General features: G+C 69.0%; 19 protein-coding genes and 1 tRNA gene. 10 read left to right on the top strand and 10 right to left on the bottom strand.

The features are described 5' to 3' along the window. The first annotated feature begins 30 nt into the window (after positions 1-30). From KV396_RS14115 to KV396_RS14095, 5 genes are all read left to right on the top strand, one after another. Positions 31-106, top strand: a tRNA-His gene (locus tag KV396_RS14115). Positions 107-185: 79 nt separating this feature from the next. Beyond that, positions 186-818 (top strand): LysE family transporter, encoded by a 633-nt coding sequence (locus KV396_RS14110; protein ID WP_247956106.1) that lies wholly within the window; start codon positions 186-188, stop codon positions 816-818. A 27-nt stretch (positions 819-845) separates the two neighbouring features. Beyond that, a complete protein-coding gene (locus KV396_RS14105; RefSeq protein ID WP_247956105.1) occupies positions 846-1,193 on the top strand; it encodes a metallopeptidase family protein in 348 nt (115 codons plus the stop codon). Continuing rightward, positions 1,190-1,486, top strand: coding sequence for an ATP-dependent Clp protease adapter ClpS (gene clpS / locus KV396_RS14100; RefSeq protein ID WP_247956104.1), 297 nt, complete (start codon positions 1,190-1,192; stop codon positions 1,484-1,486). Before KV396_RS14105 ends, clpS begins: the two co-directional genes overlap by 4 nt. After that, positions 1,483-1,968 (top strand): DUF2017 family protein, encoded by a 486-nt coding sequence (locus tag KV396_RS14095; RefSeq protein WP_247956103.1) that lies wholly within the window; start codon positions 1,483-1,485, stop codon positions 1,966-1,968. Before clpS ends, KV396_RS14095 begins: the two co-directional genes overlap by 4 nt. Positions 1,969-1,980: 12 nt before the next feature. Here the strand turns inward: KV396_RS14095 and KV396_RS14090 are convergent, their stop codons facing one another. From KV396_RS14090 to gatC, 6 genes are read right to left on the bottom strand one after another with little or no spacing between them, the layout of a single operon-like run. Next, a complete protein-coding gene (locus tag KV396_RS14090; protein WP_247956102.1) occupies positions 1,981-2,562 on the bottom strand; it encodes a nucleoside/nucleotide kinase family protein in 582 nt (193 codons plus the stop codon). Next, positions 2,546-2,863, bottom strand: coding sequence for a hypothetical protein (locus tag KV396_RS14085; RefSeq protein WP_247622565.1), 318 nt, complete (start codon positions 2,861-2,863; stop codon positions 2,546-2,548). Before KV396_RS14085 ends, KV396_RS14090 begins: the two co-directional genes overlap by 17 nt. A 37-nt stretch (positions 2,864-2,900) precedes the next feature. Further along, the gene (gene dinB, locus KV396_RS14080) at positions 2,901-4,157 is read right to left on the bottom strand and encodes a DNA polymerase IV (protein ID WP_247956101.1); all 1,257 of its coding nucleotides are present in this window, start codon (positions 4,155-4,157) and stop codon (positions 2,901-2,903) included. A 50-nt stretch (positions 4,158-4,207) separates the two neighbouring features. Next, positions 4,208-5,722, bottom strand: a complete 1,515-nt coding sequence (gatB, locus tag KV396_RS14075; RefSeq protein ID WP_247956100.1) for an Asp-tRNA(Asn)/Glu-tRNA(Gln) amidotransferase subunit GatB — start codon at positions 5,720-5,722, stop codon at positions 4,208-4,210. Then, on the bottom strand, positions 5,722-7,239 hold the full coding sequence (gene gatA, locus KV396_RS14070) for an Asp-tRNA(Asn)/Glu-tRNA(Gln) amidotransferase subunit GatA (protein WP_247956099.1): 1,518 nt from the start codon (positions 7,237-7,239) through the stop codon (positions 5,722-5,724). Before gatA ends, gatB begins: the two co-directional genes overlap by 1 nt. Continuing rightward, positions 7,236-7,535 (bottom strand): Asp-tRNA(Asn)/Glu-tRNA(Gln) amidotransferase subunit GatC, encoded by a 300-nt coding sequence (gatC, locus tag KV396_RS14065; protein WP_029259178.1) that lies wholly within the window; start codon positions 7,533-7,535, stop codon positions 7,236-7,238. The genes gatA and gatC overlap by 4 nt, the downstream gene beginning before the upstream one ends. A gap of 62 nt (positions 7,536-7,597) precedes the next feature. Between gatC and KV396_RS14060 the strand changes: the two genes are divergently transcribed. After that, positions 7,598-9,310: a long-chain-fatty-acid--CoA ligase gene (locus tag KV396_RS14060; RefSeq protein ID WP_407665533.1), complete on the top strand. Its 1,713-nt coding sequence runs from the start codon at positions 7,598-7,600 to the stop codon at positions 9,308-9,310. 48 nt (positions 9,311-9,358) lie between these two features. Then, positions 9,359-11,206 (top strand): DEAD/DEAH box helicase, encoded by a 1,848-nt coding sequence (locus tag KV396_RS14055; RefSeq protein ID WP_407665532.1) that lies wholly within the window; start codon positions 9,359-9,361, stop codon positions 11,204-11,206. Between the two features lie 15 nt (positions 11,207-11,221). On the opposite strand, the gene KV396_RS14050 is transcribed toward KV396_RS14055, so the two are convergent. The 4 genes from KV396_RS14050 to KV396_RS14035 are packed head-to-tail and all read right to left on the bottom strand — an operon-like array spanning position 11,222 to position 16,344. Continuing rightward, positions 11,222-11,692, bottom strand: coding sequence for a hypothetical protein (locus tag KV396_RS14050; protein ID WP_247956097.1), 471 nt, complete (start codon positions 11,690-11,692; stop codon positions 11,222-11,224). After that, positions 11,689-14,022: an NAD-dependent DNA ligase LigA gene (ligA, locus tag KV396_RS14045; RefSeq protein ID WP_247956096.1), complete on the bottom strand. Its 2,334-nt coding sequence runs from the start codon at positions 14,020-14,022 to the stop codon at positions 11,689-11,691. The genes KV396_RS14050 and ligA overlap by 4 nt, the downstream gene beginning before the upstream one ends. Before the next feature lie 42 nt (positions 14,023-14,064). Then, entirely contained in the window at positions 14,065-15,144 is a 1,080-nt protein-coding gene (gene mnmA, locus KV396_RS14040; RefSeq protein ID WP_247957602.1) for a tRNA 2-thiouridine(34) synthase MnmA, read from the bottom strand. A gap of 27 nt (positions 15,145-15,171) precedes the next feature. Then, positions 15,172-16,344: a cysteine desulfurase family protein gene (locus tag KV396_RS14035; RefSeq protein ID WP_247956095.1), complete on the bottom strand. Its 1,173-nt coding sequence runs from the start codon at positions 16,342-16,344 to the stop codon at positions 15,172-15,174. Positions 16,345-16,436: 92 nt separating this feature from the next. Here KV396_RS14035 and glgX point away from each other — a divergent pair, with 92 nt between their 5' ends. From glgX to glgB, 3 genes are all read left to right on the top strand, one after another. Continuing rightward, entirely contained in the window at positions 16,437-18,509 is a 2,073-nt protein-coding gene (gene glgX, locus KV396_RS14030; RefSeq protein WP_247956094.1) for a glycogen debranching protein GlgX, read from the top strand. A gap of 158 nt (positions 18,510-18,667) precedes the next feature. Further along, on the top strand, positions 18,668-20,647 hold the full coding sequence (locus KV396_RS14025) for an alpha-1,4-glucan--maltose-1-phosphate maltosyltransferase (protein WP_407665531.1): 1,980 nt from the start codon (positions 18,668-18,670) through the stop codon (positions 20,645-20,647). Next, complete coding sequence (gene glgB / locus KV396_RS14020; protein WP_247956092.1) at positions 20,644-22,848, top strand: 1,4-alpha-glucan branching protein GlgB; 2,205 nt, start codon at positions 20,644-20,646, stop codon at positions 22,846-22,848. Before KV396_RS14025 ends, glgB begins: the two co-directional genes overlap by 4 nt. The last annotated feature ends 14 nt before the right edge of the window (positions 22,849-22,862 follow it).

Here is a 22,862-nt window from a genome sequence, read left to right as displayed (position 1 = left end):
CGTCTGGTTGCCTGCTCCGGTAGGCACATGGTGGGTATAGCTCAGCTGGTAGAGCGCTGGCTTGTGGTGCCGGATGTCGCGGGTTCGAGTCCCGTTACTCACCCCATACGAAAGGCCCGAGTCCCCGGACTCGGGCCTTTCGCTTTGCGGGATCTCGCTCCGAGTCGCGCCCCTAGACTGACGAGGTGTCACTCGCGGTCTGGTTCTCGCTTCTGACGGCTTCCGTGGTGATCAGCTTCACCCCGGGCGCCGGCGCCATCAATACGATGTCGAACGCCCTCTCCCAGGGCTGGCGTCGATCGATCTGGGGCATCATCGGGCAGCAGCTCGCCCTCGTGGTGCACGTGGTCGTGGTGGCCGCGGGAGTCGGGCTGCTGGTCTCGCAGTCCGAACTGCTGTTCAACGGCATCCGTTACGCGGGCGCGGCCTACCTCGTCTACCTCGGCCTGCGCCTGATCCTGGCGAAGCCCACGGCGCCCGTCGCCGACGACGCACTCGACCTGGTCGATGCGCACGAGGGCCACTGGTCCATGATCCGTCGGGGTTTCTGGGTCAACCTGCTCAACCCCAAGGCGATCGTGTTCTTCCTCGCCTTCATCCCCCAGTTCATCCGCCTCGACGAACCCCAACTGCCTCAATACCTGATCCTCCTGGCCACGGTCATCGTCGTGGACGTCCTCGTGATGTGGGGCTTCTTCGCCGCAGCCGCCCGGCCGTTCCGACGCTTCACGCGCACGGCGAGGGGCCAGCGCACCCTCAACACCGTCTTCGGCATCCTCTTCATCGCGGTCGCCGGGCTCCTCGTCTTCCTGCATTGATCCTGCGCGGCCCCTAGGCTGAACACGATGGAAATGGATGCCGCGACCTTCGAGACCCTCGTCGTCGACGAGCTCGATCGGCTGCCCGACGACATGGTCGACGGACTCGACAACGTCGTGTTCGTCGTCGAGGACCGCCCGGAGGACGGCAGCCTCGACCTCCTCGGCCTGTACGACGGTCTCGCCCTGACCGAGCGCACCCAGTACGGGATGGGCGAACTCCCCGACCGGATCGTCGTCTACCGCGAACCCCACCTCGCCGTGTGCGAGGACGAGGGGGAGCTCCGCGACGAGCTCCACACCACACTCGTGCACGAGATCGCGCATTTCTACGGCCTCGACGACGCGCAGCTCCACGATCTGGGGTGGGCATGAGCACGCCTGCGGTGGTCCCGGACGTCGTGGAGGACATCGATCTCCGCGCCGCGCCGCTCGAGCCCTGGCAGGTCGTCGTCTGGAACGATCCGGTCAACCTCATGAGCTACGTCGTACGGGTGTTCCGCACGTACTTCGGCTACTCGATCGATCGCGCGACGTCGCTGATGCTCGCCGTGCACCACGACGGGCACGCGATCGTCGCCACGGGGCCCCGCGAGACCATGGAGGTCCACGCTCAGGCCATGCACGAGTACGGCCTCTGGGCGACCGTGCGGAAGGCCCCGCAGTGAGCGCCGCTGCCGTCGAGATCACCCTCGTCACCCTCGAGGGCGTACGACTGGACGAGGTCGTCGACGAGTACACGACGCTGCTGTCGTCCGCGGATGCGAACGACGAGGCCCTCGATCGTCTCGCACCGACCCCCTATCCCGACGATGAGCACGCGTCACGCGATTTCGCCGAGGCCACCCGGGACGATCTGCTCGAGCGCCGCCTCGCAGATGCCGACGTGGTCCGCCGCGCACTCGCCCCGTTCCAGTCCTTCCGCGCGTCGATGACCGATGACGACATGCTCCGCGCCCACACCCTCGAGGTCCCGCGCGGCGAGGTCGATGCGTGGTTGCGCACTCTGAACGCGATCCGCCTGGTCCTCGCCACCCGCCTCGGGATCATCGACGACGACGACCACGACCCCGAGGATCCGCGTTTCGGGATCTACGACTGGATCGGGTACCGCCTCGAGCTCCTCATCGATGCGGAGATGGGCGACTGACGCGCCCGCGGGTCACGGAATCTCGATGATCCGCGTCGCCAACGACCGGGGGTCGTCACGCGCGATGTGCGCGCGCTCCTGCGCCGCCCAACGATCCCAGTGCGGACGGTAGGTCTCGCCGTCGCGCGTCAGCGCCCTGCGCTTGCGCACCGGCTCCTCAGCCTCGAGCCACACCCGCACATCGCCCAGGGCTGCCGTGGCCGGTGTCAACAGTCCGCTGCCCTCGACGATCACTCCGAGCGCAGGATCGACCGCATGCGTCTCCGCCTCGGTAGCGCGTTCCCAATCCCAACGCTGCCATGCGCCGAGCTTCCCGCGCCCGTGCGGCCGGAGGATTCCCTCCAGCGCCCGCTCGACTCCCCCATCGAGGCCGTCCCATCCGGGATAGAGCGAATCGAGGGCGATGACCTGCACACGACCGACGAGCGGCCACTCTTCGGCGACCCGCGCCGCGAGAGTGGACTTCCCCGCGCCGCTGCAGCCGTCGATGAGGACGACCGGGTTCGACGCGGCCAACGCGCGGAGATCGTCGCAGATCAGCCCCGCCGCGCGGGCGAGCGCCGCAGCGACAGGATCATCACTTCTTGAGAGCACGGATGATGCGTGAGAGAGCTCGGCCTGCGACCCAGACGAATGGCACCGCCACGACCAGCAGCGTGACGATGTTGGGCTCGAAACGCAGCCCCTCCTCGCGACGCACGTAGACGCCGACGGGAACGGAGACTCCGCCGCCGCCACCGCCTTCCGCGCCGTCGCCGCTTCCCCCGCCGAAGCCCGAGTAGGTGAAGGCGACGGGAGTGATGCTGACGCCGTCGACGTCCTGCGGCTCTCCGTATGCGCTCTTGACCCCGATGGACGCGGCCTGCTTTCCGAGTTCCAGTGCAATGTTCGGCATGGGACCACGCTAGTCGACCGCAAGGGATTGCGGAGCGTCAATCCACGCCGTGCGCCCGAGGATGCTGTGCAGCACCGCGCCCTTCGCCGCGCCCGATGTGCCGCGCGCGCGTGATGGTCGCAGTCCCGAAGCGAGCCACGGCATCGTCGACCGCTCCCTCGACCCGCCTCCAGTCCTCGTCGTCGTCCCACAGCCCCATCCCACCGCCGCCCGCCGGCTGCAGCTTCTCGGCACGCACTCCGACGAGCCTGATCGGGTCACGACGGTCGATCTGCTCGAACAGCGCTTGAGCGGCCTCGCCGATGCGCTGTCCGACCGCGGTGGGTTCCGACAGCGTCTGAGAGCGGTTCACGGTGCGGAAGTCGTCGAAGCGGATCTTGATCGAGACCGTCGCCGCCTCCCACTGCGCACGACGAAGACGCGCGGCAACGCGGTCCGCGAGCCGCAGCAGTTCCGCTCGCAGGAACGGACGATCGAGGATATCGTGCTCGAACGTCTCCTCGTGTCCGATGCTCTTCTCTACACGCTCGGTGTCGACGGCTCGGGCGTCTTCTCCGCGGGCGAGCTGCGCCAGACGGGTGCTCAGCGCCGAGCCGACGGCGCGGTCGAGCATCTCCGGAGAGGACTCACGGATGTCGCCGATGGTCCGGATGCCGCGCGCCTCGAGTGCCTCCGCAGCCTTCGGGCCGACACCCCACATCGCGCGGACCGGCCGCGGCGAGAGGAACTCGAGCGTGCGTGCCGCCGGCACGACGAGCATTCCGTCGGGTTTCGCGATCGTCGATGCCATCTTCGCGACGTGCTTGGTCGCCGCGACGCCGACGCTGCACGTGATACCGACCTCGTCCGCCACGCGCTCGCGCACGAGCCGGGCGATCACCCCCGGGCTCCCCCACAACCGGCGCACGCCCTGCACATCGAGGAACGCCTCGTCGACGGACAGCGGCTCGACCAGCGGCGTGAACGACTCGAAGATCGCCATCACCTGTCGGGAGACCTCTTGATACCGGTGGAAGTGCGGCATCACGATCCGCGCCGAGGGGCAGAGCCTGATCGCCTGGGAGACCGGCATGGCCGAGCGCACCCCGTAGCGACGCGCCTCGTACGACGCGCTCGAGACGACCGACCGCCCATCGGGCGCTCCGATGATGATCGGGAGACCACGAAGACCCGGATCGTCGAGCACCTCGACAGCCGCGTAGAAGGCATCCATGTCGACGTGCAGGATGCGCGTTCCCGTGTCGTCGGCTCCCGCCGACGACACCATGCGCCCTCTGCCGTCTCCGTGCCCCATGAGAACATTCTCCCTCGGACCACCGACACCGGCCCGAGGGAGAACAGGACCTACTGCGCGGCGCGCTCGAGGATCAGTTCGCGCACGCGCGCGGCGTCCGCCTGACCCTTCATCGCCTTCATGACCGCACCGATCACGGCACCGGCGGCCTGCACCTTGCCATCCTTGATCTTCGCCAGCACGTCCGGCTGTGCGGCGAACGCATCGTCGATCGCCGCGATCAGCGCGCCGTCGTCCGAGACGACCGCGAGGCCACGGGCGTCGACGACCTCCTGCGGCGTTCCCTCGCCGGCGATGACGCCCTCGAGCACCTGGCGGGCGAGCTTGTCCGTCAGCGTTCCCGCGTCGACCAGCTTCTGCAGGGCGGCGACGTTCTGCGGGCTCACCAGGGCAGCGGCATCCTTCTCCTGGGCGTTGGCGAGACGGGCGATCTCGCCGGTCCACCACTTACGAGCCGCCGCGGGCGCGGCCCCGGCCGCGATCGTCGCCTCGACCTCGTCGAGGATGCCGCTGTTGCGCACGTCCTGGAACTCGAGATCGGTGAAGCCCCACTCGGTCATCAGACGACGACGCCGCGCGACGGGCTGCTCGGGCAGTGCCGCCCGCAGCTCCTCGATCAGTGCAGCGGCCGGCTCGACGGGGAGGAGATCCGGCTCCGGGAAGTAGCGGTAGTCATCGGCATCCGACTTCGGACGACCCGGAGACGTGGTTCCGGTGTCCTCGTGCCAGTGGCGGGTCTCCTGCGTGATGGAGCCGCCGTCGGCGAGGATCTGCGCCTGGCGCTGGATCTCGTACCGCACCGCACGCTCGACCGAGCGCATGGAGTTGACGTTCTTGGTCTCCGTGCGGGTGCCGAGCTTCTCCTCGCCCCGGCGTCGCAGGGAGACGTTCGCGTCGCAGCGCAGGTTGCCCCGCTCGAGACGGGCTTCGGAGATGCCGAGTCCACGCACGATGTCGCGGATCGCGGCGACGTAGGCCTTGGCGACCTCGGGAGCGCGGTGCTCCGTGCCGGTGATGACCTTCGTCACGATCTCGACCAGCGGCACGCCCGCGCGGTTGTAGTCGACCAGCGAGTACTCCGCACCCTGGATACGACCGGTCGCTCCGCCCATGTGGGTCAGCTTGCCGGCGTCCTCCTCCATGTGCGCGCGCTCGATCGGGATCGTGATGAGCGTGCCGTCCTCGAGCTCGACCTCGACCGACCCCTCGTACGCGATCGGCTCGTCGTACTGCGAGATCTGATAGTTCTTCCCGAGGTCGGGGTAGAAGTAGTTCTTGCGCGCGAAACGGCTCGACTCCGCGATCGAGCAGCCCAGGGCGAGCCCGAGGCTGATCGACGACCGGATCGCCGTCTCGTTCACGACGGGCAGTGAGCCGGGGAGACCGAGGTCGACCGGCGCGATCAGCGTGTTCGGCTCCGCGGCGTGATACGCCTCGTTCGCCGGGTTCGGCGCGTCCGAGAACATCTTCGTGTTCGTGTTCAGCTCGACGTGCACCTCGAATCCGAGCACGGGCTCGAACAGTTCGAGGGCCTTGTCGAAGTCCATGAGCTTGGCGGCGGCCATCAGCGGTTCCCTCCTGCGAGCTGGGGTGCGCGGGTGAGCAGCGGGGCGCCCCACGAATCGACGAGGAGCGTCTCGAGTGCGGCTCCCACACGGTAGAGGCGGGCATCTTCACGCGCCGGAGCGATGAACTGGATGCCGACGGGGAGACCGTCGTCGTCCGCCAGACCGCTCGGGATCGAGATCCCCGGCACACCCGCGAGATTCACGGGAATCGTCGTGATGTCGTTGAGATACATCTGCAGTGGGTCGTCGATCTTCTCGCCGAGTTTGAACGCGGTCGTCGGCGCCGACGGCGTCGCGATCACGTCGACCTCCGCGAAGGCGGCGGCGAAGTCCTGCTGGATGAGCGTGCGCACCTTCTGGGCACTGCCGTAGTACGCGTCGTAGTATCCCGCCGACAGCGCGTAGGTGCCGAGGATGATGCGGCGCTTGACCTCGTCGCCGAAACCGGCGTCGCGCGTCGCGGACATGACGTCCTCGACGGTCGGGGTCCCGTCCGGAGTGACCCGCAGGCCGAAGCGCACCGAGTCGAACTTCGCGAGGTTGCTCGACGCCTCCGCGGGGAGGATCAAGTAGTACGCCGCCACACCGTATTCGAAGTGCGGTGCGCCGATCTCGACGATCTCGGCTCCCTGCGCCTCCATGAGCGCGAGCGAGGCGCGGAAGGATGCCGCGACACCCGGCTGGAAGCCGCTGTCGGGCAGTTCGCGGATGACACCGACCTTGAGACCCTTGAGCACGTCGCCGCGCGCGCCCTCGCGGGCGGCCTCGGCGAACGACGGCCAGGCGTCCTTCAGCGACGTCGAGTCCTTCGGGTCGTGACCGGCGATGACATCGTGCAGGAGTCCGGAGTCGAGGACGGTGCGCGAGACGGGGCCGACCTGGTCGAGGCTGGACGCCAGGGCGATCGCCCCGTACCGGCTGACCCCGCCATAGGTCGGCTTCACGCCGACCGTGCCGGTCACGTGCGCGGGCTGGCGAATCGATCCGCCGGTGTCCGAGCCGAGCGCGATCGGGGCCTCGAAAGCGGCGACGGCTGCAGCCGACCCACCGCCGGAACCGCCCGGGATGCGCTCCAGGTCCCACGGGTTGTGGGTGGGGCCGTAAGCCGAGTGCTCGGTCGACGAGCCCATCGCGAACTCGTCCATGTTGGTCTTGCCGAGGGGCACGAGACCTGCGGCGCGCGAGCGCGCCACGACCGTCGCGTCGTACGGCGAACGGTATCCCTCGAGGATGCGCGAGCCGCTGGTGGTGGGCTGATCGGTCGTGACCAGCACGTCCTTGATCGCGAGCGGCACACCGGCGAGCGGGCCCAGCTCCTCACCCGCGGCACGGCGCGCGTCGATGGCCGCTGCGGCCTCGAGCGCCCCTGCGTTCACGTGCAGGAAGGCATGGACGTCGCCGTCCACGGCGGCGATGCGGTCGAGGTGCGCCTGCGTCGCCTCGACGCTCGACACCTCCCCGGCGGCGAGCTTCGCCGCGAGGTCGGAGGCGTCCAGGCGGATGATGTCGCTCACTGCTCTTCTCCCAGGATCGCGGTGACGCGGAAGCGGCCGTCGGCAGCATCCGGAGCGTTCTGCAGCACCTGCTCGTGCGTCAGCGTCTGCCCGACGACGTCGGGACGGAAGACGTTGCTCAGCGGGATCGGGTGGCTCGTCGCGACGACGTCGGCGGTCGCGACCTCCGACACCTTCGCGATGTTGTCGACGATCGCGTCGAGCTGGCCCGTGAGCCGCGACACCTCGTCGTCGTTCAGCTGGATGCGTGCGAGCACACCGAGATGGCGCACGAGTTCGGGGGTGATTTCAGACACGCCTGCAAGTCTAGTCAGCGGCTTCCTCCACAGCCGCCTCCGTGCGTTCGATCCCTCCCCCTATGCTGGGGCGCGTGAGTACGTTCCAGCCTCCTCGCCCGTGGGTCGCCAGCTACGCAGACGGCGTCCCGGAAGACCTCGCTCCCGTCTCGGGATCCCTGATCGACATCGTCGCCGAGTCGGTGCGGGACTATCCCGATGCACCGGCTCTGCAGTTCTTCGGCCGCGAGACCACGTACGCCGAGTTGCAGGATGCGATCGACCGCGTCGCCGGCGGACTCCGCGATCTCGGCGTGCGCGCGGGCGACCCGGTCGCGATCGTGCTGCCGAACTGCCCGCAGCACATCGTCGCGTTCTATGCCGTCCTGCGGCTCGGAGCGGTCGTCGTCGAGCACAATCCGCTGTACACGCCCCGCGAGCTGCGGAAGCAGTTCGAGGACCACGGCGCGAAGCATGCGATCGTCTGGAACAAGGTCGTCTCGACCGTGCAGGAGTTCCCGTCCGATCTCGCGGTGTCGACCCTCGTCTCGGTCGACGTGACCACGGCGATGCCGTTCCTCACCCGCATCGCGCTGCGCCTTCCCGTGGGGAAGGCTCGGGAATCCCGCGCGGCGCTCACCACTCGCGTCCGTGGAACGGTGACCTGGGAGTCGCTCGTCTCCCACGACCCGATTCCGGAGTCGCATCCGCGCCCCTCGACGGACGACCTCGCCATCATCCAGTACACGTCGGGCACGACCGGCACCCCCAAGGGCGCCTCGCTGACCCACCGCAACCTCCTGGCCAATGCCGCGCAGGCCAAGGCGTGGGTCCCGTCGATCCAGCGCGGCAAGGGCTGCGTCGTCTACGCCGTCCTCCCGATGTTCCACGCCTACGGCCTCACGCTGTGCCTCACGTTCGCGATGTCGATGGGCGCGCGCCTCGTGCTCTTCCCCAAGTTCGACCCCGATCTCGTGCTCGACGCGATGAAGAAGCACCCCGCCACGTTCCTGCCCCTCGTGCCGCCGATCGCCGATCGCCTGCTCGCGGCGGCGAACCAGAAGGGCGTCTCGCTCGACGGCATCGAGGTCGCGATCTCCGGCGCCATGGCGCTGCCCCACGAACTCGTCGTCCCCTTCGAGGCGGCGACGCACGGTTTCCTCGTCGAGGGATACGGACTCAGCGAGTGCTCCCCCGTGCTCATGGCCAACCCCGTCGCCGACAACCGCGTGCCCGGCACCGTCGGTCTCCCGCTGCCCGGTACCGAGTGCCGCGTGGTCGATCCCGAGAATCCGACGGTCGATGTCCCGGCCGGATCGGCGGGCGAGCTCGTCGTGCGCGGTCCGCAGGTCTTCTCGGGCTATTACGGCAAGCCGGAGGAGACGGATGCCGTCTTCGCCGACGGCTGGTATCGCACGGGTGACATCGTCACGATCGATGACGCCGGCTTCGTGCGGATCGTGGACCGCATCAAAGAGCTCATCATCACGGGCGGGTTCAACGTCGCCCCCACCGAGGTCGAGAACGCGCTGCGGCAGCATCCGCAGATCGTCGATGCCGCGGTCATCGGCCTTCCGAGCGCGCACTCCGGCGAAGAGGTCGCCGCAGCGATCGTCGTCGACGGCGGTGTCGACGTCGACGTCGAAGCAATCCGCGAGTTCGTGCGGGGGATCCTCACCCCTTACAAGGTTCCGCGCCGGCTGTTCGTGGTCGACGAACTGCCGAAATCCCTCATCGGAAAGGTGCTCCGGCGGCAGGTCAAGGAGCGTCTTCTCGCACTCACCAGCGGTTCCTGAGGACGCCCTCACAGGCGCGCAGCACCCTCGGGGCGCTACCCTTGGGAAGTGACCCCTGAAGATGCAGTGCTGACCGACGCCCCCGAGGACTCCCCCGCGACCCCCGGATTCGAGGATCTCGGCATCACCGGGCCCGTCCTCAAAGCCATCCGTGACCTCGGCTACGAGACCCCGTCGCCCATCCAGGCGGCCACCATCCCGACGCTCCTCGCGGGTCGCGACGTCGTCGGCATGGCGCAGACCGGCACGGGAAAGACCGCGGCCTTCGCGCTGCCCGTCCTCGAGCGTCTCGACGTCTCGCAGAAGACGCCGCAGGCCCTCGTGCTCGCCCCGACCCGCGAACTCGCGCTCCAGGTGTGCGAGGCATTCGAGTCGTACGCCTCGAAGATGAAGGGCGTCCACGTGCTGCCCGTCTACGGCGGCCAGGGCTACGGCGTCCAGTTGTCGGCTCTCCGCCGCGGCGTGCACGTGGTGGTCGGTACCCCCGGCCGCATCATGGACCACCTCGCTAAGGGCACGCTCGACCTCTCCGAGCTGCAGTACCTCGTGCTCGACGAGGCCGATGAGATGCTCAAGATGGGCTTCGCGGAAGACGTCGAGCAGATCCTCGCGCAGACGCCCGAAGAGAAGCAGGTCGCCCTCTTCTCCGCCACGATGCCGCCGCAGATCCGCCGTCTGGCGCAGAAGTACCTGCGCGATCCCGAAGAGATCAGCATCAAGTCGAAGACCGCGACCGGCACGAACATCACCCAGCGATACCTGGTGGTGTCCTATGCGCAGAAGGTCGATGCGCTGACCCGCATCCTCGAGGTCGAGAACTTCGACGGCATGATCGTCTTCGTCCGCACCAAGAACGAGACCGAGACGCTCGCCGAGAAGCTGCGTGCGCGCGGGTACTCGGCCGCGGCGATCAACGGCGACGTGCCGCAGGTGCAGCGCGAGCGCAGCGTCAACCAGCTCAAGGACGGCAAGCTCGACATCCTCGTCGCCACCGATGTCGCCGCGCGCGGCCTCGACGTCGAGCGCATCAGCCACGTCATCAACTTCGACATCCCGACCGACACGGAATCGTACGTGCACCGCATCGGTCGCACCGGCCGTGCCGGTCGCACCGGTGACGCGATCAGCTTCATCACTCCGCGTGAGCGCTACCTCCTCAAGCACATCGAGAAGGCGACGCGTCAGGAGCCGACGCAGATGCAGCTCCCGACCACGGAAGACGTCAACACCACGCGCCTCACCCGGTTCGACGACGCGATCACCGCCGCTCTCGGAGACGCCGCCCGGATCGAGTCGTTCCGCGATGTGGTCGCCCACTACGTCCGCAACCACGACGTCCCCGAGGGCGATGTCGCCGCGGCCCTCGCGATCGTCGCCCAGGGGGACACTCCCCTGCTGCTCGACCCGGCGGACGACCCTCTCGCGAAGGCCGTCGCCGCCGACAACCGCCCGCCGCGCGAACGCAACGCGCGCGACTCCCGCGAGCCCCGCACCGAACGCCGCGGGCGTGGCGACTACGCCGCCTACCGCATCGAGGTCGGCCGGCGCCACCGTGTCGAGCCGCGACAGATCGTCGGCGCGCTCGCGAACGAGGGCGGCCTCGGACGCGACGACTTCGGGGCGATCAACATCCGCCCCGACTTCTCGATCGTCGAGCTTCCCGCGAACCTCGACCCGGCCGTTCTCGAGAAGCTGAGCAGCACACGCATCTCGGGCCAGCTCATCGAGATCAAGCCGGATCGTGGACCGGGTGCGCGACGCGGCGGGCCGCGTGAGGGCGGCGCTCGCTTCGACCGGCGCGACCGTGACGATCGTCCGCGCCGCAACGACGACAGCCGTCCGCCGCGTGGCGACCGCGAGGAGAAGCCGTTCCGCAAGCCGCGGCACAAGAACTGAGCGCTCGCGGCGGAGCTAGCCGGCCTCGCGCCGCGCGAGCTTCGCCGCGAGATCGACCAGCACCTCGGGTCGCCCCAGCAGAAGGCGCTGCTCGGGGTGACCGATCAACTGGTCGAGCAGCAGTTGAGCACCGACGACCGTCGGGCGCCAGTACCCTCCGACGTGGTGGCGTCCGAGATCGAGGCGCTGCGCCTCGCCGCGGACGATGAGCTCCACCGAACCGTCATCCGGTCCGATACCGACATCCTCCTGCGCCGCCGCAGCGAGGATTCCCAGCCCGATCGTGCTTGCCAGCCCCGGGTAACGGAATCCCGTCGTCGGAACGTCGAACCGCACCGACGAGAGGTGCTCCCACGCGAACACCCGGCCTGCTCCGGCCCCGTGCCGGTGCGCGACGACGTCTTCCGTGAGGCGGAGGTGGCCGCGCCCCGGGTCACCCACGACGAGCGCGCCCTCGGCGACGATGAGCGGACCGTAACGCCTCATTCCGCCGAAGACACCTCGCCGAGTGCCTCGGGTCCCTCCGTCACCAGCAGGTGGAACTGCGCGGCGTCGAGGATGCGGATGCCGAGTTCCTCGGCCTTGCCGAGCTTGGATCCGGCCCCCGGTCCTGCGGCGACGAAGTCGGTCTTCTTCGAGACGCTCGAGGCCGCTTTTCCGCCGGCCTGGATGATCGCCTCCTGGGCGCCTTCACGCGTGTACCCGTCGAGCGACCCCGTGGCCACGATCGTGAGCCCCTCGAGCACGCCTCCGGCCGAGACGGCGGCTCCGGGGCCGGGGTGTCCGGGGGTCGCCCATTGCACTCCCGCCGCCGCCCACTGATCGACGATCGCGACGTGCCAATCCACGTCGAACCATGCCAGAAGGGAGTCGGCGATGATCCCGCCCACTCCTTCGACGGCCGCCAGCTCCTCGCGAGACGCCCCACGGATCGCATCGAGCGAGCCGAACCACTGGGCCAGTGCGCGCGCCGCGACCGGTCCGACGTGACGGATGTTGAGCGAGACCAGCAGGCGCCAGAGTTCCTTGGTCTTCGCCTTCTCCAGCTCCGCCAGCAGCGTCACGGCTTGGGACGACGGTTGAGGACCTTCGATACCCGACTTCTTCTCGGCTGCCGTCGGGTTGCGACGGAACGGCGCACGGGTCTTGACGATGCCGTCGTCGTCCTGCTTGGGCAGGCCGGTCTCGGCGTCGCGCACGAACAGCTCGATCGGGACCAGCTGCTCCAACGACAGGTCGAACAGACCGGCCTCGGTCACGAGCGGGGGCTCCGCCGGTGACGTCGGCTGAGTGAGCGCGGCCGCCGTCACCTCACCGAGCGCCTCGACATCGAGCGCACCACGCGAACCGATGTGCTCGACACGACCGCGCACCTGGGCGGGGCACGAGCGGGCGTTGGGGCAACGCAGATCGATGTCGCCCTCCTTCATCGCCCGCAGCTCTGTGCCGCACTCGGGGCAGACCTCCGGCATCACGAACTCGCGCTCCGACCCGTCGCGACGCTCGACGACCGGGCCCAGCACCTCGGGGATCACGTCGCCGGCCTTGCGGAGCACGACCGTGTCTCCGATCAGCACGCCCTTCGCCTTGACCACGTCCTTGTTGTGCAGCGTGGCCTGGCGCACGACGGAACCCGCCACCTGCGCCGGGGCCATCACCGCGAAGGGTGTGGCGCGCCCGGTGCGCCCGACCGAGACGACGATGTCGAGCAGCTTCGTCTGCACCTCCTCGGGCGGGTACTTGTAGGCGATCGCCCATCGGGGCGCCCGACTCGTCGCGCCGAGCTCGTCGTGGAGTTCGAGCTCGTCGATCTTGACCACGATGCCGTCGAGCTCGTGTTCGATGTCGTGACGATGCTCGCCGAAGTACTCCACGAAGTCGGTGACCTCGTCGATGCTCGCGCAGACCTTCGCGTGCGGGCTCGTCGGGAGGCCCCAGGTCGAGAGGAGCTCGTACACCTCGCTCTGAGCCGCGACCGGCGGGTTCTGCCAGGCGCCGATGCCGTGCACATAGAGAGCGAGGGATTCGATGCGCAGCAGTCCCGCCTCGAGCTCGAGGCCGTCCTTCTTGTCGATCTGCTGGCGCAGCCCGCCACTGGCGGCATTGCGGGGGTTGGCGAACGAGGGGAAACGACGAGCGGCCGCCGTACGCGCCTTCTCCTCGTCGAACGGGCGCTTCGCACCGGTGCGGGCCTCCCAGCGCGCGAGCGCATCGGAGTAGGCGCGTTCCCGGAAGGACGCCTGCGCAGCGTTGAGTCGCTCGAACGCGGCCACCGGGATGAAGACCTCGCCGCGCACCTCGACGATCGCGGGATGCCCTTCGCCGTCGAGGCGCTCGGGGATCTCCGGCAGCCGCAGCGCGTTCTCGGTCACGATCTCGCCGACCCGTCCGTCGCCGCGCGTGGCCGCGGAGGTGAGGACGCCGTTCTCGTAGCGGAGATTGATCGCGAGGCCGTCGATCTTCAGCTCGGTGAGCCACGCGACATCACGACCGGCGGAGGCGCGGGTCTTCGCCGCCCACTCCCGGAGCTCGTCGAGGGAGAACACGTTGTCGAGGCTGAGCATGCGCTCGGCGTGCTCGATCGTCGCGAGCCCGGTCGTCTCGGCCGCGCCGACCATCTGCGTGGGCGAATCCTGACCCTGCAGCTCGGGATGCAGACGCTCGAGTTCTTCGAGCCGATGCATCCACCCGTCGTAGGTCGCGTCGTCGACCAGCGAGGTATCGCGACCGTAGTAGGCATCCTTCGCTTCGAGGATGCGGGTGGTCAGCTCCTCGGCCTCGGTGCGGGCGTCTTCGAGCGAGATGATGTCGGGCACCCGGCAAGTCTACGAGCGGGCACCGACATTCGGCGGTTCCGCTCAGGCGTCGACCGGAACCGCCGAGACCGTCCGGTCGATGGTGAACTGGCCGAGCACGCGCGTACCGACGTAGAGCACCGCGGTCTGTCCGGGGGCGACGCCGTCGAGCGGCACGACCGGCACCACCCGCACGCCGTCTGCATCGACGGAAGCGGTCGCCTCGACCGGCTCGGCGTGGGCGCGGATCTGCACGTGGCAGTCGAAGTCGGATGCCGTCGGCGCTGCCCCCGCCCAGCTGAATCTCGCGCCCGAGATCTCGCGGATCGCGAGCGCCTCCTTGGGACCGACGACGACCGTGTTCGACACGGGACGGACCTCGAGCACGAAGCGCGGCTTGCCGTCGGCGGCCGGGATGCCGAGCTTCAGGCCTCTGCGCTGTCCGACCGTATAACCGTGCGCCCCCTCGTGCGAGCCCACGACGGCGCCGCTGCGGTCGACGATCTCGCCGGTCGCGGTGCCGACCTTCTCGGCCAGCCAGCCGCGCGTGTCGCCGTCGGGGATGAAGCAGATGTCATGGCTGTCGGGCTTCTGCGCGACGCTCAGGCCGCGCTCCGCGGCCTCCGCGCGCACCAGAGCCTTGGACGGCGTCGTCCCCAGCGGGAAGTACGTGTGCGCGAGCTGCTCGGCCGTGAGCACTCCCAGCACATAGGACTGATCCTTCGCGTTGTCGGATGCGCGATGCAGCTCGAGCCCGCCCTCGCCGTCCAAGAGTGTGGCGTAGTGCCCCGTGCAGACCGCATCGAAGCCCAGTTCGATCGCCCGCTCCAACAGGGCCGCGAACTTGATCTTCTCGTTGCAGCGCATGCACGGGTTGGGGGTGCGACCCGCCTGGTACTCCGAGATGAAGTCGTCGATCACGTCGTCGCGGAACCGCTCCGAGAAGTCCCACACGTAGAAGGGGATGCCGAGCCGGTCCGCCGCGCGGCGCGCGTCCATGGCGTCCTCGATCGTGCAACATCCGCGGCTGCCGGTGCGGAGAGTGCCACCGGCACGCGAGAGCGCGAGATGCACCCCCACGACCTCGTGGCCGGCCTCGACCGCGCGCGCCGCGGCAACGGCGGAGTCCACTCCGCCACTCATCGCCGCCAGGATTCGCATGGATCCAGTCTACGAGCGTGGGGCTGTACCGGAGCCGGATGCGCGGAGATAGGCGTCTCCGATCACCTCCACGACGGCGGTGACGTCGTCGTCCGTCGACGTTCGTCCCAGGCTGAACCGCAGGACGCTCCGCGCATCCTGCTCGCTCCGCCCCATCGCCCGCACCACGTGCGAGGGCTCCGCGACCCCCGCCTGACACGCGGACCCGGTCGAGGCGGCGACGCCCGCGGTGTCGAGCAGGAAGAGCAGACTCTCCCCCACCGCACCGGGAAAGAGGAGGTGCGCGTTGCCCGGGAGCCGATCGACCGGGTCGCCGAGCAGCACGGCCTCGGGTACCCGCGCTCGGATGCCGGCGACCAACCGGTCCCGCAGCGCGCCGAGTCGGATCGCTTCGGCGGGACGCTCACGCTCGGCGAGCTCGAGAGCCGTGGCGAAGGCGGCGGCGCCCGGGACGTCCTGGGTGCCGGCGCGAAGGCCGCGCTGCTGCGCCCCGCCCCGGAGCAACGGAGCCATGCGCGCGGTCCGGGCGACGATCAGCGCACCGACGCCGACGGGCGCTCCGATCTTGTGCCCGGCGAGGCTGAGGGCCACGAGCCCGACCCCCGTTCCGGCGTCACCGCGGAGTCGCCGGAACGACAGCGGCAGATGGCCGAGCGCGGCGACGGCATCCAGGTGCAGGGGCACGCCGGCCTCCGCCGCAGTGGACGCCAGCTCTGCGGCGGAGTTCACCGTGCCCGCTTCGTTGTTCGCGACCAATGCGGTGGCGAGGGCGGCTCCGGGGAGTGCCGCGGCGAAGCGCCCCGGATCGATGAGCGCCGTCGAGGTCAGGGCGACGGGGCGCACGACCGCCCCCTCGCTCTGGAGGGACTCCACGGTGTCCATGGTCGCGTGATGCTCACCGTCGGGCAGGACGATCGCGTCGCGTCCCTGAGCGCGGGCGCGCCAGCTCCCCTGGAGCGCGAGATTGATCGACTCGGTCCCGCCCGAGGTGAAGACGATCTCGATCGGGTCGGCGTCGAGCACCTCGGCCACCCGTTCACGCGACTCCTCGAGGAGCCGACGGGCATCCTGTCCGGCGCCGTGCGTCGACGATGCATTGCCGATCGTCTCGCTCGCGGCGAGCCAGGCATCGCGCGCCTCCGGGCGCAGCGGAGTCGTCGCGGCGTGGTCGAGATAGTGCATCTCTCCACTCTCCCCCATTCCGACGTGCATCGGCGCACGGAACCCGGTTCTCACTGGTCCGACACCCGAGCACAGCACTCTAGGGTGTATTCATGCCCGAGACCCGAGTCTTCGCCGCGCCCGGCGGCACCACCCTCGACGATCTCGGCGTGCGTCTGCACGACGGGGTCGGCACGCTGCGCGTCTGGTCGCAGAATGCGTCCTCCGTCGAACTCGTGGTGTTCGACGCGACCGATCTCGACTGGGCGACCGACCAGGTCTCCCTCGAGCGCCTTCCAGGCGGGGTGTGGGAGGTCACGACGCCGCTCCTCCAGCCCGGAACCCGGTACGCGATCCGCGTCGGTGGCCCGCACGGACCGGGCAATACGTTCAACCCCGAGACGCTGCTTCTCGATCCCTACTCCCGCGGCCTCGCCCAGGGTGGCGGGTACGAGGAATGGCGGTCGGTCGTGATCGTCGACGGTTTCGACTGGGGGGACTCCCGCAAGCCGCGTATCCCACTCGACCGCACGATCATCTACGAGGGCCACCTCAAGGGCCTCACCAAGCGACAGCCCGATGTGCCGCCCGCCCTTCACGGCACCTACGCCGGGCTCGCCCACCCGGCGATGATCGAGTACTTCCACGCGCTCGGGATCACCTCGATCGAACTCCTCCCCGTGCACGCGTTCGTCCCGGAGCCGCGCCTGCTCGAGCGCGGGCTCACGAACTACTGGGGCTACAACACGCTGAACTTCTTCACCCCGCACACCGCCTACGCCTCGGAGGATGCACGCAAGGAGGGCCCCGAATCGGTCCTCGCGGAGTTCAAGGGGATGGTGCGTCTGCTCCACGAAGCCGGGCTCGAAGTCATCCTCGACGTCGTCTACAACCACACGTCGGAAGAGGGCATCGGCGGCCCCCGCTCCAGCCTGCGCGGTCTCGACAACGCGAACTACTACCGCCAGGACGCGAGCGGCGCGTACATCGACACGACCGGTTGCGGCAACACCCTGAACACGTCGACGGATGCCGGTGCGCGCCTCGTGCTCGACTCCCTGCGCTACTGGGCGCAGGAGATGCAGATCGACGGGTTCCGCTTCGACCTCGCGACGTCGATCGCCCGCGACGCGGACCACACCTATTCCCCCGAGCATCCGCTCCTGACGGCCATCGCGAACGATCCGGTGCTGCGCGACACCAAACTGATCGCCGAGCCGTGGGACGTGGGGCTGGGCGGATGGCAGACCGGCAACTTCCCGGCCGGGTGGCACGAGTGGAACGACCGCTACCGCGACCGCGTGCGCAACTTCTGGCTGAGCGACATCGACTACGCGCGTCGGGCGTCGACGCCGGTCGGCATCGGCGGATTCGCGACGCGACTCGCCGGATCGTCGAACACGTTCGACGAGAAGCGCGGGCCGCTCGCGAGCGTCAACTTCGTCACAGCGCACGACGGCTTCACCCTGCACGATCTCGTCTCGTACGACGTCAAGCACAACGAGGCCAACGGCGAGCACAATCGTGACGGCGCGGACACGAACCGCGCCTTCAACCACGGTGTCGAGGGGCCGACCGACGATGCCGCGATCCTCTCCGCCCGGCGCAAGGCGATGCGCAATCTCCTCGGCACGCTGCTGCTCTCGGCCGGCATCCCCATGCTCACCGCGGGCGATGAGGTCGGTCGCACGCAGCGGGGCAACAACAACGCCTACGCACAGGACTCCGCCCTCACGTGGCTGGCCTGGGACTACGAACCGTGGCAGCTCGACCTGCAGGCGCACGTCGCACGCCTGATCGAGCTGCGCTCGCAGAACCCCGCGCTGCGCCCGAGCCGGTACGCGCGCCTCGGCGAGCACATCCCGAACGCCTCGGTGATGGACTGGTTCGACCAGAACGGCGAGACGATGGAGAGCGATCAGTGGACGGATCCGGGCAACCGCACGCTCCAGTACGTCGCGGCATCCACGCCGGATGCCGAGGACGCGAATCGCATCCTCCTGATCGTGCACGGCACCGAGTCCCCGATCGACGTACGGCTGCCGGAGGAGATCGAGGGCGCCACCCGCTTCGTGTCGCTCTGGTCCAGCGCGGACGAGCGTCCGTCGGGCGACCGCGAGGTGTTCGCGCCCGGTGACGTCCTCCCCGTCGCCGGCACGTCGATGCGACTTTTCCTGGTCGAATGATGTCGGGTCGCGACGCGCTTGTCCACCCGGTATCGGAGGTCTGACCGGAGCGGTACATTCGGGATGTGGCTGCACGCGTCGGAAGTTCTCCCTCGGCTCTTCGGAGCCCCGCCCAGATCCCCCTGCGTCCCCGCGCGGACGAACCGATCGCCGAAGGGGTGACCACCGGAAGACTCCCGCTCACGAACGTGCAGCCCTCCGTTCCCGGTGGGTTCCCGCCCAAGGCGTTCGTCGGCGAGGTCGTCCCGTTCAGCGTGGTCTCGTTCCGAGAGGGTCACGACATCATCGGGGTCCATCTCCGGCTCACCGCACCGGACGGCGCCGAGAGCCTGCACCGACTCGCTCCCCGCCAGGACGGCACCGACACCTGGGCGGCGGAGATCGCGCTCGATGCCCAGGGATCGTGGACGTACCGTTTCGAGGCGTTCTCCGATGATTTCGCGACGTGGGCGCACGCCGCGGAGCTCAAGGTCGCCGCCGGGGTCGACATCCCGGTGATGGCAGCGCTCGGTGCCGAGATCCTCCAGCGCGCGGCGGCGGAGCGCGATCGTCCGGCGGCGGAGCGCAAGCGGCTGACCGCAGCGGCGGCCTCCCTCGCCACCGGGGACGCCGCAACGACCTCGGCACTGTCGACGGATGCCGACCTCGCGCGCGCGTTCGCCGATCGACCCGTCACCACCCTCCGTTCCGCGACGCCGGACCATCGGATCGTGGTCGACCGCACCGCCGCCGGCGTCGCGTCCTGGTACGAGTTCTTCCCCCGCTCCGAGGGCGCCAAGCGCCTCAAGGACGGAACGGTGAAGAGCGGCACGTTCCGCAGCGCGACGAAGCGGCTGCCCGGTGTCGCGGCCATGGGCTTCGATGTGCTCTACCTCGTGCCGATCCATCCCATCGGTACGACGAATCGCAAGGGACGCAACAACACGCTGACGACCGAGCCCGGCGACCCGGGGTCGCCCTACGCGATCGGCGCGGCCGAGGGAGGGCACGACGCCATCTACCCCGAGCTCGGCACCGCCGCCGACTTCCGTGCGTTCGTCCGCGCGGCGAAGAAGGAGGGACTCGAGGTCGCGCTCGATCTCGCCCTCCAGGCGTCACCCGATCACCCGTGGGTCTCCGCGCACCCCGAATGGTTCACCACGCTGCCCGACGGCACGATCGCGTACGCCGAGAACCCGCCGAAGAAGTACCAGGACATCTACCCGCTGAACTTCGACAACGACCCGGCGGGCATCTACGCCGAGATGCTCCGGATCGTGCAGCACTGGGTCGCGCAGGGCGTGAAGATCTTCCGGGTCGACAATCCGCACACCAAGCCCCTGCAGTTCTGGGAGTGGCTCATCGCGACCGTGAACGCCCAGGACCCCGACGTCATCTTCCTGGCCGAGGCTTTCACCCGCCCCGCCGTCATGCGCGCGCTCGCCGCCGTGGGCTTCCAGCAGAGCTACAGCTACTTCACGTGGCGCAACACCAAGGCCGAGCTCGAGGAGTTCCTGACCTCGGTGTCGCACGAGACCAGCGACTACATGCGCCCCAACCTCTTCGTGAACACGCACGACATCCTCACCGAGTACCTGCAGTTCGGCGGGCGCGCGGCGTACCGGGTACGGGCCTGCATCGCCGCGACCGCCGCACCGCTGTGGGGCGTGTACGCCGGTTACGAGCTCCTCGAGAACGTCGCCCGTCCCGGGTCCGAGGAGAACATCGACAACGAGAAGTACGAGTTCAAGTTCCGCGACTGGGACGGCGCCGAAGCCCGCGGCGAGTCCCTGGCTCCGCTGTTGCGCCGACTGAACGAGATCCGCCGACAGCATCCCGCGCTGCGTCAGCTCCGCAACTTCGACGTGCACTGGAGCGACGACGACCACGTGCTGGTCTACAGCAAGCACCTGGATGCTGCTTTCACCGGAACCGGCTCCCCCGACACGCTGATCGTCGTCGCCAACGTCGACCCGCATTCCGTCCGCGAGACCACCGTGCACCTCGACACCTCGCGCTGGGGGGTCCCCCTCGGTGAGCAGTTCGAGGTCGAGGATCTGCTCACGGGAGCGGTGTGGACCTGGTCGGATCACAACTACGTGCGCCTCGACGCCTTCGCCGAGCCCGTGCACATCCTGAAGGTGAGGCACCGCCCATGACTTCCATCGACGACCTGACGGCATCCGCCGAGTGGCAGGCGGTGTCCTCGGGCACCCACCACGACCCGCACGCCGTCCTCGGCGCCCACCCGCACAAGGATGGCGCCGACCGCACCGTCACGGTGATCCGCGCGCGCCGACCGCTCGCCTCGTCGGTCGCCGCCGTCTTCGGCAACGGACAGCGGCTCGACCTCGCCCACGTCGCTCAGGGGATCTGGGAGGCGCAGCACGACGGCCCGCCCGTGCCCTACCGTCTCGCGACGGCCTATGGAGACGACGACGAGACCGTCGTCGGCGACCCCTATCGCCACGCGCCCACCCTCGGCGACGTCGACATCCATCTGATCGCCGAGGGCCGGCACGAACGCCTCTGGCACGTGCTCGGGGCGCATCCCGGCGACGTCGACGGAGAGACGGGGGTCGCGTTCGCCGTGTGGGCGCCCAACGCCACGGCCGTGCGCGTGATCGGCGACCACAACGGATGGAGCGGAGAGTCCCACGCCATGCGCTCCATGGGCGCCAGCGGCGTCTGGGAGCTGTTCGTGCCCGATCTCGCGGTCGGCACCCGCTACAAGTATCAGATCCGTACGCGCTCCGGGGAGTGGATCCTCAAGGCCGACCCGATGGCGCAGTGGGCCGAGGTGCCGCCGGACACGGCGTCGGTCGTCACGGCATCGTCGTACGTCTGGAGCGACGGTGCATGGATGACCCGACGCGCCGCCACGCATGCCGTCGCGCAGCCTCTCTCCGTCTACGAGGTCCACATCGGCTCCTGGCGGGGCGGTCTCGGGTATCGGGACCTCGCCGAGCCGTTGATCGAGCACGTGACGACGACGGGGTTCACCCACGTCGAGTTCATGCCGGTGGCCGAGCATCCGTTCGGCGGGTCGTGGGGCTATCAGGTGAGCGGCTACTACGCGCCCACCAGCCGGTTCGGGACGCCCGACGATCTGCGTTATCTCATCGATCGTCTGCACCAGGCGGGCATCGGCGTGATCATGGACTGGGTTCCGGGGCACTTCCCGAAGGATGCCTTCGCGCTGGCCCGCTTCGACGGCCAGCCCCTCTACGAGCACCCGGACCCGCGTCGTGGCGAGCACCAGGACTGGGGAACCCTCATCTTCGACTACGGCCGCCCCGAGGTGCGAGGGTTCCTCGTGGCCAACGCGCTGTATTGGCTCGACGAGTTCCACGTCGACGGTCTCCGCGTCGACGCCGTCGCATCGATGCTCTACCTCGACTACTCGCGCAACGAGGGCGAGTGGGAGCCGAACATCCACGGAGGTCGCGAGAACCTCGAGGCCATCCGGTTCCTGCAGGAGGTCAACGCGACGTCGTATCGACTGCACCCCGGGATCATGATGATCGCCGAGGAGTCGACGAGCTTCCCCGGAGTGACCGCACCGACCGACCATGCCGGTCTCGGATTCGGCTTCAAGTGGAACATGGGCTGGATGAACGACTCGCTCCAGTACATCGCCCGCGACCCGATGTACCGCGCGCACCACGAAGGCGAGATGACGTTCTCGTTCGTGTACGCCTTCGGCGAGAACTACCTGCTGCCCATCAGCCATGACGAGGTCGTCCACGGCAAGGGCAGCCTCGTGACCAAGATGCCCGGCGACCACTGGCACAAGCTCGCCAACGTGCGCGCCTACCTCGGCTACATGTGGGGCCACCCCGGCAAGAAGCTGCTCTTCATGGGCCAGGAGTTCGGTCAGCTCGCCGAATGGTCGGAGTCACGTGAGTTGGACTGGTGGCTGCTCGACCAGCCGTCCCACGCCCAGCTGCAGGACTTCGTCGCGTCTCTCAACGCGGCGTATCGCGTGCAGGCGCCGCTGTGGGCCCGCGACAGCGATGCCTCGTCGTTCTCACGTCTGGGAGCACCGAGCTGGGATCCGACCGTGATCGCGTTCGAGCGCCGCGACGGTCACGGCGGACGCGTCGTCGTGATCAGCAACTTCTCCGGCATCGAGCACGTCGGCTACCGCCTCGAACTCCCCCGTGAAGGCGTGTGGGAGGAGATCCTCAACACGGATGCCTCGGCGTTCGGAGGCCGCGGATCGGGAAATCTGGGTGTCGTCGTCGCGCACGTGGAGGACGGCGGTCCGGCGACGGCGACGATCACCCTCCCCGCGCTGTCGACGCTGTGGCTCCGGTACCAGACCGACCCCCACGTTCCGAGCGTCACTCGCGGCTAGGGCGACCCGAGCCG

Source organism: Microbacterium galbinum, assembly GCF_023101185.1.
In the GTDB taxonomy this organism is placed as follows: domain Bacteria; phylum Actinomycetota; class Actinomycetes; order Actinomycetales; family Microbacteriaceae; genus Microbacterium; species Microbacterium galbinum.
Note: the sequence above shows the minus strand (reverse complement) of the source record. Positions and strands in the feature narration are given on the sequence as shown.

What these genes read in the sequence shown, in the direction of transcription:
- KV396_RS14105 (WP_247956105.1), top strand. Translation starts at nt 846, where the DNA reads ATGGAAATGGATGCCGCGACCTTCGAGACCCTCGTCGTCGACGAGCTC.
- clpS (WP_247956104.1), top strand. Translation starts at nt 1,190, where the DNA reads ATGAGCACGCCTGCGGTGGTCCCGGACGTCGTGGAGGACATCGATCTC.
- KV396_RS14085 (WP_247622565.1), bottom strand. Translation starts at nt 2,863, where the DNA reads ATGCCGAACATTGCACTGGAACTCGGAAAGCAGGCCGCGTCCATCGGG.
- dinB (WP_247956101.1), bottom strand. Translation starts at nt 4,157, where the DNA reads ATGGGGCACGGAGACGGCAGAGGGCGCATGGTGTCGTCGGCGGGAGCC.
- gatB (WP_247956100.1), bottom strand. Translation starts at nt 5,722, where the DNA reads ATGGCCGCCGCCAAGCTCATGGACTTCGACAAGGCCCTCGAACTGTTC.
- KV396_RS14060 (WP_407665533.1), top strand. Translation starts at nt 7,598, where the DNA reads ATGCTGGGGCGCGTGAGTACGTTCCAGCCTCCTCGCCCGTGGGTCGCC.
- KV396_RS14050 (WP_247956097.1), bottom strand. Translation starts at nt 11,692, where the DNA reads ATGAGGCGTTACGGTCCGCTCATCGTCGCCGAGGGCGCGCTCGTCGTG.
- mnmA (WP_247957602.1), bottom strand. Translation starts at nt 15,144, where the DNA reads ATGAGTGGCGGAGTGGACTCCGCCGTTGCCGCGGCGCGCGCGGTCGAG.
- KV396_RS14035 (WP_247956095.1), bottom strand. Translation starts at nt 16,344, where the DNA reads ATGCACTATCTCGACCACGCCGCGACGACTCCGCTGCGCCCGGAGGCG.
- glgX (WP_247956094.1), top strand. Translation starts at nt 16,437, where the DNA reads ATGCCCGAGACCCGAGTCTTCGCCGCGCCCGGCGGCACCACCCTCGAC.
- glgB (WP_247956092.1), top strand. Translation starts at nt 20,644, where the DNA reads ATGACTTCCATCGACGACCTGACGGCATCCGCCGAGTGGCAGGCGGTG.